At 73.3% G+C, this 10,776-nt stretch carries 8 protein-coding genes; 6 read left to right on the top strand and 2 right to left on the bottom strand.

Annotated elements, in window-relative coordinates; genetic code table 11:
• Nucleotides 1–92 precede the first annotated feature (92 nt).
• The 4 genes from ACZ61C_RS33085 to ACZ61C_RS33070 all read left to right on the top strand — a co-directional run bounded on the left by ACZ61C_RS33085 (nt 93) and on the right by ACZ61C_RS33070 (nt 5,934).
• The gene (locus ACZ61C_RS33085) at nt 93–542 is read left to right on the top strand and encodes a MarR family winged helix-turn-helix transcriptional regulator (RefSeq protein ID WP_465311797.1); all 450 of its coding nucleotides are present in this window, start codon (nt 93–95) and stop codon (nt 540–542) included.
• Nucleotides 543–672: 130 nt separating this feature from the next.
• Nucleotides 673–4,680: a molybdopterin-dependent oxidoreductase gene (locus ACZ61C_RS33080; RefSeq protein ID WP_465311796.1), complete on the top strand. Its 4,008-nt coding sequence runs from the start codon at nt 673–675 to the stop codon at nt 4,678–4,680.
• 469 nt (nt 4,681–5,149) lie between these two features.
• On the top strand, nt 5,150–5,461 hold the full coding sequence (locus ACZ61C_RS33075; RefSeq protein ID WP_465311795.1) for a hypothetical protein: 312 nt from the start codon (nt 5,150–5,152) through the stop codon (nt 5,459–5,461).
• A gap of 74 nt (nt 5,462–5,535) precedes the next feature.
• Nucleotides 5,536–5,934 (top strand): hypothetical protein, encoded by a 399-nt coding sequence (locus tag ACZ61C_RS33070; protein ID WP_465311794.1) that lies wholly within the window; start codon nt 5,536–5,538, stop codon nt 5,932–5,934.
• Between the two features lie 265 nt (nt 5,935–6,199).
• Here the strand turns inward: ACZ61C_RS33070 and ACZ61C_RS33065 are convergent, their stop codons facing one another.
• Together ACZ61C_RS33065 and ACZ61C_RS33060 are read right to left on the bottom strand one after the other, a co-directional pair.
• Complete coding sequence (locus tag ACZ61C_RS33065; RefSeq protein WP_465311793.1) at nt 6,200–6,730, bottom strand: hypothetical protein; 531 nt, start codon at nt 6,728–6,730, stop codon at nt 6,200–6,202.
• A gap of 2 nt (nt 6,731–6,732) precedes the next feature.
• Nucleotides 6,733–7,179, bottom strand: coding sequence for a hypothetical protein (locus tag ACZ61C_RS33060; protein WP_465311792.1), 447 nt, complete (start codon nt 7,177–7,179; stop codon nt 6,733–6,735).
• Between the two features lie 641 nt (nt 7,180–7,820).
• Between ACZ61C_RS33060 and ACZ61C_RS33055 the strand changes: the two genes are divergently transcribed.
• Together ACZ61C_RS33055 and ACZ61C_RS33050 are read left to right on the top strand one after the other, a co-directional pair.
• Entirely contained in the window at nt 7,821–9,272 is a 1,452-nt protein-coding gene (locus ACZ61C_RS33055; protein WP_465311791.1) for a glycoside hydrolase family 76 protein, read from the top strand.
• A 178-nt stretch (nt 9,273–9,450) separates the two neighbouring features.
• Complete coding sequence (locus ACZ61C_RS33050) at nt 9,451–10,680, top strand: MFS transporter (RefSeq protein WP_465311790.1); 1,230 nt, start codon at nt 9,451–9,453, stop codon at nt 10,678–10,680.
• The last annotated feature ends 96 nt before the right edge of the window (nt 10,681–10,776 follow it).

The raw sequence follows: 10,776 nt of genomic DNA, 5'->3' as shown, positions 1-10,776 counted from the left end.
CCGAACCGAATGTCGGTATCATGTCGACAATTACCGGTATGGTACCGATAACGTCCGGCGCCGGGCAATCGGCCGGAAGGTAGGTTCTGACCATGGACGCGCTCGACCTCATCGAGGCCCACACCGCGGTCATGGTGCGCAACTTCGAGCTGCTCAGCCGCCGCACCGACATCTACGACGAGCTCGACCGCGCGGGTTACCTGCTGCTGCGCACGCTCGAGGCGACCGGCCCGGCGGACATCACCACCCTCGCCGCGAAGCTCGGTCTCGACCCGTCGACGGTGGGCCGTCAGGTGTCGGTGATGACGACGGCCGGCCTGGTGGACCGCACCCCGGCCGCGGAGGACCGCCGCCGGAGCATCGTCACGGCCACCGAGGAGGGGCGCGGGCGGGCCCAGCGGGTCCACGACCGCCGTCGCCGGAACCTGGCGACGATGTTCACCGGCGTGCCGGAGGACGAGCTGCAGGTGATCGGGGAGTCGTTCGCCCGGTACAACCGCGCGGTCGCCCGGTTCCACGACGTGGGCATGCCGCAGGACTGAGCCCGGCGTCACAGTCGCGCACACCGGGAGGCCGCCGTCGTCGGGGCGGACGTAACGCCGCGGTGGAGCCCGCGTCATCCCGGCGTAACACCCGGTTCCTAGCGTCCAGCCAGGACGAGAGGGGTGCGGTGTGACCGGTGCCGCGCGGACGGTGTGCACGTATTGCGGTGTCGGGTGCGGCATCGTGCTGGACGTCGGCGTGGGCGCCGACGGACGGCCGAAGGTGCTCAAGGCCGCCGGGGACAAGGCGCACCCCGCCAACGCCGGGCGGCTCTGCACCAAGGGCGCGACCAGCGCGGAGCTGTTTTCCGCGCCCGGACGGCTGGACACGGCGTGGGTCCGGCCCGAGCGCGGCGCCGAACCCGTCGCCCGGCCGGTCGACGAGGCGATCACCGAGACGGCACGGCGGCTGCGCGCCATCCTCGAGGAACACGGCCCGGACGCGCTGTCCTTCTACGTCTCCGGCCAGCTGACGATCGAAGCGCAGTACCTCGCGACCAAGCTGGCCAAGGGGTTCGTGCGCACCAACCAGATCGAGTCGAACTCACGGCTGTGCATGGCCAGCGCCGGCACCGGGTACAAGCTCTCGCTCGGCGCCGACGGCCCGCCGGGGTCCTATCAGGACTTCGACCACGCCGACGCGTTCTTCGTGATCGGCGCCAACATGGCCGACTGCCACCCGATCCTGTTCCTGCGGCTGCTCGACCGGCTCAAGACCGGCGCCAAGCTGATCGTGGCCGACCCGCGCCGCACCGCCACCGCCGACAAGGCCGACCTCTTCCTGCAGCTCAAGCCGGGCACGGATCTGGCGCTGCTGAACGGGTTGCTGCACCTGCTGGCCGAAAACGGGCACCTCGACCGGGAGTTCATCACCGAGCACACCGAGGGCTGGGACGACCTGCCCGCCTTCCTCGCGGACTACCCGCCCGCCGTCGTCGCGGAGCTCACCGGCGTCCCGGAAGCCGATCTCCGGCTGGCCGCGCGGTGGCTCGGCGAGGCGGGGAACTGGATGAGCTGCTGGACGATGGGGCTCAACCAGAGCACGCACGGCACCTGGAACACCAACGCGCTGGTCAACCTGCACCTGGCCACCGGCACGATCTGCCGCCCCGGCAGCGGCCCGTTCTCCCTGACCGGCCAGCCCAACGCGATGGGCGGCCGGGAGATGGGCTACATGGGCCCCGGCCTGCCCGGCCAGCGCTCGGTGCTGGTGCCGGAGGACCGGGCGTTCGTCGAGGACCTCTGGGGCCTGCCGCCGGGCACGGTGCGCACCGACGTCGGCCGCGGGACCGTCGAGATGTTCGAGCAGCTCGCCGACGGCAAGATCCGGGCCTGCTGGATCCTCTGCACCAACCCGGTCGCCTCGGTCGCGAACCGCCGGACCGTGCTCGCCGGCCTGGAGGCCGCGGAGCTGGTGATCACCCAGGACGTGTTCACCGAGACCGAAACCAACTCCTACGCCGACATCGTGCTCCCCGCCGCGATGTGGGTGGAGGGCGACGGCGTGATGGTGAACTCCGAGCGGAACCTCACCCTCGTGCCCCAGGTCGTGCCGCCGCCGGGGGAGGCGCTGCCGGACTGGCAGCTCATCGCGCGGGTCGCGTGCGAGATGGGGTTCGCCGACGGCTTCGGCTACGACAGCGCCGAGGAGGTCTTCGAGGAGATCCGGCGGTGCGGGAACCCCAAGACCGGGTACGACCTGCGGGGTGTCACCTACGACCGGCTGCGCGAGACCCCGGTGCAGTGGCCCAGCTCCACAGTGGACGGTGACGACCGCAACCCCGTCCGGTACCTCAACAACGGCGTCAGCCAGCCGCTCGCCGAACGCGCCGACGGCACCCGCCCGCGGCTCGTGTTCCCCACCCCGAGCGGCCGAGCCGTGTTCTTCGCCCGGCCGCACCTGCCCGCCGCCGAGCTGCCCGACGACGACTACCCGTTCGTGCTGAACACCGGCCGCGTGCCGCACCAGTGGCACACCCTGACCAAGACCGGGACCGTCGCCAAGCTCACCAAGCTCGACCCCGGCCCGTTCGTCGAGATCCACCCGCAGGACGCCGCCGGGCTGGACGTCGCCGAGGGCGACCTGGTCGAGGTGGCGTCGCGACGCGGGCGGGCCGTCCTGCCCGCCGTGGTGACCGACCGGGTCCGGCCCGGCACCACGTTCGCGCCGTTCCACTGGAACGACCGGTACGGGGAGTACCTGAGTGTCAACGCCGTCACCAACAACGCCGTCGATCCGCTGTCGTTCCAGCCCGAGTTCAAGGTGTGCGCTGTGACGCTCGTGAAGGTCGCCGCGGCCGAGCCGCCGCGGCCGGCGAGCGCGCCGGCCGGGGTGTTCGGGCTGGCCGGCAGTCCCGCGCCGGTGCTGACCGAGGACGAGCGGCGGTACCTGGCCGGGTTCGTCACCGGGGTCGAAGCGGCGCCGCCGGACGGCGCCGTCCCGGTCCTGCCCGCCGACGCGCCCTTCGGCGCCGAGAACACGTTGTGGGTCAACGGGGTGCTCGCCGGCATGTTCTCGCGGACGGCCGCCCCCGCTCCTTCCCGCGCCACCCGGCAGGTCGTGGTGCTGTGGGCGTCCCAGACCGGCAACGCCGAGGACTTCGCGACCGGCGCCACCGCCGCCCGGATCGCGCAGCTCGACCGTGACGTCGCGGTGCTGTGCATGGACGACGTCACGCTCGACACCCTGCCGCGCGACGCCGACCTGCTCGTGATCACCAGCACGTTCGGCGACGGCGACGCGCCCGACAACGGGGGAGCCTTCTGGGAGTCGCTGGCCGCGGCCGAGGCGGGCCGCCTCACCGGCACCCGCTATGCGGTGCTGGCCTTCGGCGACTCCAGCTACGACGACTTCTGCGGCCACGGACGGCGGGTGGACGCCCGGCTGGGCGAGCTGGGCGCCGAGCCGCTCACCGAGCGGGTCGACTGCGAGCCGGACTTCGACGAGGCCGCCACGCAGTGGCTCGAGACGGTGGCCGGGCTCCTCGCCGCTGCTCCGGCGCTGCCGTCGGAACCGTTGGTGCGCAAGACTTACGGTGAACCGGCGCCGCTGGTCGGGAACCGGTTGCTCAGCCTGCCCGGCGCCGGGAAGGAGGTCCGCCGGTTCACCTTCGACCTCACCGGCACCGGCCTGACCTACGAAGCCGGGGACGCGCTCGGCGTGCTGCCGCGCAACTGCCCGGCCCTGGTCGAGGAGTGGCTGGCCGTCACGGGGCTGGATCCGGACACCGAGGTCGCGCTCGCGGGCGAGGGCGCGGTCCCGTTCGGCGAGGCGCTCGGCCGCTGCCTCGACATCACGCGGATCACTCCCGGCCTGCTGCGGTTCGTGGTCGACCGGACCGGCGACCGGGACCTGAAGAAGTTGCTGCGCAAGGACAACCAGGGTGAGCTGGCCAAGTGGACGTGGGGCAGGCAAGCCGTCGACGTCGCCGCCGGGTTCTCCGTGCGAGCGACCGCGCAGGAGTGGGCGGACGTGTTCAAGAAGCTGCAGCCGCGGCTGTACTCGATTTCGTCGAGCCCGCTGACCGACCCGGCACGCGTCAGCCTCACCGTGTCGGTCGTCCGGTACGACACACCCGGCGGGCGGCCGCGCAAGGGCGTCTGCTCGACGTATCTGGCCGATGCCCCGGCCGGGCAGGCCGTCCCGGTCACGGTCCAGCCGTCACCGCACTTCCGCCCGCCCGCCGACCCGGCGACGCCGATGGTCATGATCGGGCCGGGCACGGGGGTCGCGCCCTTCCTCGGTTTCCTCGACCACCGCCGGGCCCGTGGCGACCGCGCGCCGAACTGGCTGTTCTTCGGCGAGCAGCACCGGGAAACCGACTTCTACTACCGCGACGAGCTGACCGGCCTGCACCGCGACGGTGTGCTGACCGAGCTGGACCTGGCGTTCTCCCGCGACCAGCGCGCGAAGGTGTACGTGCAGGACCGGATGCGCGAGCACGGCGCCAAGCTCTGGTCCTGGCTCCAGGACGGCGCCCACTTCTACGTCTGCGGTGACGCGGGCCGGATGGCCAAGGACGTCGACCGCACCCTGCGCGACATCGTCGTCCAGCACGGCCGCCTCACCCCCGACGCGGCTGACGCGTACGTCAAGAAGCTCAGCACCGAAAAGCGGTACCTGCGCGACATCTACTGAAGCAGGGATCAGCAGAGCAGCGCCGCACGGAGGTCGAGGCGGTCGTCGAGCCGGGACAGGTCGCGGCCGAGCACGCCGTCGCGGAACGCCGCGCGCAGGGCCGGGTCCGGCCGGGCACCAGCGAGCCGAACCTGGTCAGCTCGACCGCCGCGTGCCGGGCCTGGGCGAGCCCGGCGGGCAGGTCGTCGGTCCGGGCAGCGCCGAGCTCGTGCCCACCGCGAGCAGCGTTCGCGGGTCACACGCCTGCACCGCCGGGCCGTTCGTCGGCCGGAACGTGCACCAGCCAGCTGTCGTACGGTCGCGTTGCTGCGGCTGGACCGCGCGGTCCGCGGCCTGCACGGCACCCTGCGGTTCGCGGACGTCCCGTTCGAGCCCAAGGCCCGCGGCCGCGCCCGGGCGGCCCGCCGACGCGGCTGAGGATCGGCCGGATCTCCCGGCCACCGCCGTGGCGGTGTGCGAAAGTGGCGGGATGAACGTCCGGATGGCCGGCCCGGCCGACGGCCCCGGCGCGGTGACCTCGGTCGCCGACCTCGCGCGGATGTCGGCGTGGACGGTCACCCGCTCGCGCGGACACTGGACGACGGCCGAGCGGGTCCTCACCCTCGGCGGCCGGCGCTGGGTCGTCGGGCTCACCCCGACCGTGGGCGGCGCGACGGCGCTGGTCCTGTGGCGTGACGACGTGGTCGTCGCGCACCGGCGCGGCACCGAAGCGGCGCAGTGCGCGATCGCGCTGCGGTGGGTGACCAACCTGCTGGCCGGGCGCGCGTGGGACGCGCGCTAGCGTCGTTCTGCGGCCGCGCGAAGATCGTCTAAAGTGTGCGGACACCTGGGGGCCGCTGATCTTGGGAGCGACCCGTGCCGACTTTGACCGAACTGCCCCGATGGACGATCAGCGCGTCCGGCGACGAAGTGACGTTCACCGCGCGCGCCGGCCACCCCGAGCCGAGGGTGTGGTCCGGCCGCGGGCTGGCGCTGAGCGAGGCCGACCTCCCCGCGTTCGCGAAGGCGCTCGGCGAGGTGATGAAGCTGCCGGCGTACTGGACGGCGTGGACCCGCAGCGCCCGCCGCGGCCTCAGCGGCGAGCCGGTGTGGGCGCCGCCGCGCCACGATCCCGCGGACGGCTTCGTGTTCGTCGGCGGCCCGTGCCGCGAGCCCGGCGAGCCGCGGTCCGGCTCGTTCACGCTCGACCTGGCCGATGTCCGCGCCCTGCGGGTGCGGATCGCCGCTTACCTGCGGGAGCGGCCCGCGGCCTGAACTTCCGCCGCGAGCTTCACGAGGGACTCCTGGAGCTGCTCGCGGTTGACGACCGGCAGGTGCGACAGCATGTCGGTGTGGGTGAACGCCGACCAGTCGTAGGTCTGGCCGACAGTGGTGACGGCCGGACCGGCCGGCTCGAGGTGCCAGGTCCAGGTGTGCCCGGCGGGCGGCCGTCCCGGCTCGGCCGGGGCGCCTAGACCAGCCGGGTCACCGTGATGGCGCGGAACTGCTCATCCATCGCACCAACTGTGCCACGCGGCGGCTAGGACACCCGCTCCCGCAGCCCCGCGGCGAGACCCGCGACGGTCAGCAGGTCCAGCAACCCACCGCCGTACTCGGCGAGGCGTCGGCGGCGTACGCCACTCAACCGGAAACGCAGGTGGACACGCGTCGCGCCGTTCTCCTCGGTCAGGTGGATCGCCCAGCTGAGCTCCAGCCGTCCCCGGGTCGAGCGGTGGACCAGCGTGTGCGGGGCGTCGTGGACGACGATCTCGAACGTCGCGTCGCGGCCGCCCCAGTCGTCGATCACGTCGCCCGGCCGGAGGTTCTGCAGTGCCGGGTCGAGGCGGCGGAGGGCGCGCCGGCGCCGGGGGAGCAGCGCTTCGACCCAGGTCGGCAGGTACCAGCCGGCGCGGTTCTTGCCGAGCTGGGCGAACCACGGCCACACCCGCTCCGGCAGCGCGGCGAGGGTGAACCCGCGGTCCATGACCACGTCGGGCCGGGGGACGAGGTCGTCGCCAGGTGCGGCGGTGGTGACCTCCGCCGGGCGGGGTGCGACTCCGAGCTGGGCCACGGCTATCGCGCGCAGGGCCCGAAGTACCGGCACTCGATCAGCGCCCGCGCGTCGAGCTCGCGCGCCCGCGGCTCGAGCGTGTCGAGCAGGGCCGCGATCGGGCCGAGGTCGACCGTGCCGGCCGCGGTGAGCGGGAAGAACTGCTCACCCGTGTCGTGCGCCGGGCAGCCGCTGCCGCGCAGGTTCCCCGCCGCCACCAGGCAGAACACCTCGTCACCGTCGTTGCCGAACGTGAAGTAGCCCTGCAGCGCGACCGGCGTCGTGTCGGAGACGTCGTTGATGCGCTGCCCGCCGAAGCTCGCGGGGTAGTGCCAGCCGGCCCGCGGGTCGTTGGCGAACCAGACCCGCGCCGGGTCGGCGTCCCCGTCGAGCTGCCAGCCGCGCGCGAGGAGGAGCTCGTGCACGCTCAGCTGGCGGGTGAGCGGCAGGTCGGTCGACGACGCGGTCATCGGGGTCCTTTCGAGCGAAGCGGTCGGTCCCTCCAGTGTCACCCTTACCGGGCAGCCACGATCGGGTGACCTTCGTTCGGACCCGAGACCCGGCTCCGGCCCGAGTCTCGGAACCCCGACGCAGCGTCGGGGCATGCGCACGGAGGAGGCGGTGTCCACCGGCCCCCGGGCGTGGACGGTCGGCGTGATGTGCACCGCCGTCGGCCTGGTGATCGCCACGTTGTCGATCATCAACGCGAGCTTCCCGCCGGAGCGGCGCGGCCGGGCCATCGGCATCCGGGCGGCCGGGGTCGGCAGGCTGGGCAGGCTCGTGCTCGCCGGCGCCGGCCGCGCGGGAGGCGGCCGACGGTTCGCTCGCGGGCGCGCTCGCCGTCGCCGCCGGTTCGGGCCCGGCCGACGCGCCGCTGGCCGCGGCCGCGCGTGCCGCCTTCACCGACGGCATGTTCGCGCTCGCCGCCGTGGTGCCGGCCGGGATCCTCGCCGTGGCGCTCCTCGGCCGCCGGAAAGGCTTTCCGGCGCCGGCGCATAGTTGTCTGGACCAAAAACCGGACAGCTGTTGACTTCCGGCGACATCCGGCGGCACCCTGAAAACCGTCCCCCGCCGGGCCCGGGCGGTCCTCTCCCGCCCCCGAGGATCTGCCATGCCCACACCCGGTTTTGCGCTCGTTTTCGCGTCCCTGCTCGGCCTGGCCGGCACCGCGACGCCCGCTGCCCAGCCGTCGACCGTGTCGGCGGCCATCTGCAACAAGTACTGCGACAGCGCCGATCCGGCGAACTCGCCCGGGGACCGCCACCCGGTTTCGGCGACGGTGTTCGGCCGTTCGCTCGTGCTGCACTTCGACGACAGCGACGCCATGGGCTGGGCGTCGATCGAGAACGGCAGCCCCGGCGACGAGGTGTGGCTCGACCGCTCCTTCGACGGCGGCCGGTCGTGGGCCTCGGGCAGCCGGCTCGGCGCCACCGCGATCCCCGCGGGCAACCGCGGCCGGCGCACCCTGATGTACAACGTCGACGACTGGAACAACACCGGCGTCGGCGCGCTGCGGGCGTGCGGGAAGGCCGGTGACCGCCCGGACGTCGCGTGCACGGCGTGGGCGCGCACGACGTGGAACGCGGGGGAGCGGCGGACGGCCGCGGCCACCGCTCAGATGATGTTCTACAACAACGGAACCGGGCTCTTCGACACCACCGGCTGGTGGAACTCGGCCAACGCGCTCACCGCGCTGATCCGCAACGTCCAGGTGACGGGCATGGGCAGCTACCGCTACGCCATCGCCCGCACCTACGACAAGAACATCACCGCCGCGCTCGGGCAGTTCCGCAACGACTACCTCGACGACACCGGCTGGTGGGGCCTCGCCTGGGTGCTGGCCTACGACGTCACCGGGGACGGCCGGTACCTCGACACCGCCCGCGCCGACGCGGACCACATGGCGGCCTACTGGGACGGCACCTGCGGCGGCGGGATCTGGTGGAGCACCGCGCGGACGTACAAGAACGCCATCGCCAACTCCCTCTACATCCAGCTCAACGCCGCGCTGCACAACCGGATCGGCGAGGACAGCGCTTACCTGAACCGCGCGAAGAGCGGCTGGAGCTGGTTCCAGGGCACCGGCATGGTCAACGGCTCGGCGCTCGTCAACGACGGCGTCAATCTCGGCACCTGCAAGAACAACGGGGACACCGTCTGGTCGTACAACCAGGGGGTCCTGGTCAACGCGCTGACCGAGCTGAACCGGGCGACCGGCGACGCCGGGCTGCTGACGACCGCGCGCCGCCTCGGCGACGCCAACGTCACGTCGCCGTCGCTCAACACCGCGGACGGCATCCTGCGCGACCCGTGCGAGGGCGGGGACTGCGGCGCCGACGGCCCGTCGTTCAAGGGCGCCGGCGTCCGCGGGCTGGCCGCGCTCAACGCGGTGCTGGCCGACCACCCGTACACGGCCTACCTGCGCCGCCAGGCCGACCGCGCGTATTCGGCCGACCGCAACGCTCTCGACCAGTACGGCCTGCGCTGGTCCGGGCCACTGGACAAGATCGACGCCGCCCGGCAGCAGAGCGCGCTCGATCTGGTCAACGCGGCGCCGTACTGAGCCGATCGTTGCCGATCCGACCACAGCCACGGCCGCATGGCTTCGGATCAAGGATCGGGTGCCGCGTGAGGGGCGGCCTGCTTCTGGCCGGAGTGGCAACCCCTGGCGGGGTGGCGCGTCCGGGCGCTACGGTGAGCAGCTTGGGCAACGCTCTCCGTGACAGCCTGGGTGGGGTGGGATGGCGGAACGGACGTGGTCCGCCTTCGGGGTGCGCGAGTTCCGCGTGCTGTGGCTGGCGGGCCTGCTGTCGGTGGCCGGGGACCAGCTGGCGCGCGTCGCGCTGGCGATCCTGGTCTACCTGCGCACGGGTTCGGCGGCGCTGAGCGCGGCGACGTACGCGTTGTCGATGCTGCCCGCGCTCGTCTCCGGGGCGCTGCTGTCGTGGCTCGCCGACCGCTTCCCGCGCCGGCGCGTGATGGTGGTGTGCGACGCGGCGCGCGCGGTGCTGGTCGCGGTGATGGCGCTGCCCGCGACGCCGTTACCGCTGATGGCCGCGCTGCTCGTGGTGGTGCAGCTGGTCGAAGCGCCGTTCTCGGCGGCGCAGGGCGCGGTGCTGCCGGACCTGCTGGGCGTCCGGTACGAAGCGGGCCAGGCGGTCCAGCAGGTCACCGGGCAGCTGTGCCTCGTGCTGGGGTTCGCGGCGGCGGCCGTGGTGGTCGCCGGCGTCGGCGCGCACACGGCGCTGGCGATCGACGCGGCCACGTTCGCCGTCTCCGCGGTGCTGATCCGCGCCGGCCTGAGCGCTTGTCCGCCGCTGCGGGGCGACGTCGTCGCGGCGTCGTGGTGGCGGCGCACCTGGCGGCAGGTCGCGGCGGGCGCGGTGGTCGTGCGCCGCGACCGCACCCTCTGGACGCTGGTGTGGCTGGGCTGGCTGGCGTTGTTCACCGTGGTCCCCGAAGGCCTCGCGGTGCCGTTCGCGCGGCAGGTCGGCGTCGGCGGCGCGTGGATCGGCGTGCTGCTGGCGGCCGAACCGGCCGGCGCGGTCGCCGGGGCGTTGCTGCTGCGGCTGGTCGCCCGGCCGGTGCGGGTGCGCGCGCTGGGTGTGCTCGCGGTCGGGACGTCGGCGCCGCTGATGGCGTACTGGGGCCGGCCCGCCCTGGGCACGGCGCTGGTGCTGCTGTTCCTCTCCGGCGTGTGCTCGGCGTACCAGGTCACCGCCGGGGCGACGTTCGTCCAGCTGTCCCCGCCCCGGGTGCGCGGGCGGGCGCTCGGGTTCGCGCGGACCGGGATGATCGCCGGCCAGGGAGTCGGGATCGTGGTCGGTGGGGTGCTCGCGCAGCTCGTCGGCCCGGCGACGGCGATCGCGTGGGCGGGGACCGCGGGAGCGCTCGTCGCGCTCGCCGCGGCCGTGGTCTGGTCGCGTCGCCGTCCGGACGCGATCACCGCCGCTCTTCCCGCCGAAGCGTGAGTTTTCACCAGCCCTTGTCACCCATCGTGGGCTCCTTTCCGTGCGGTTCCTCCAGTGGCAGATACCGGAAATGGTCCCAGCCGCCGGCGATGAGTG

The organism is Amycolatopsis sp. NPDC104587 (assembly GCF_055583645.1).
Note: the sequence above shows the minus strand (reverse complement) of the source record. Positions and strands in the feature narration are given on the sequence as shown.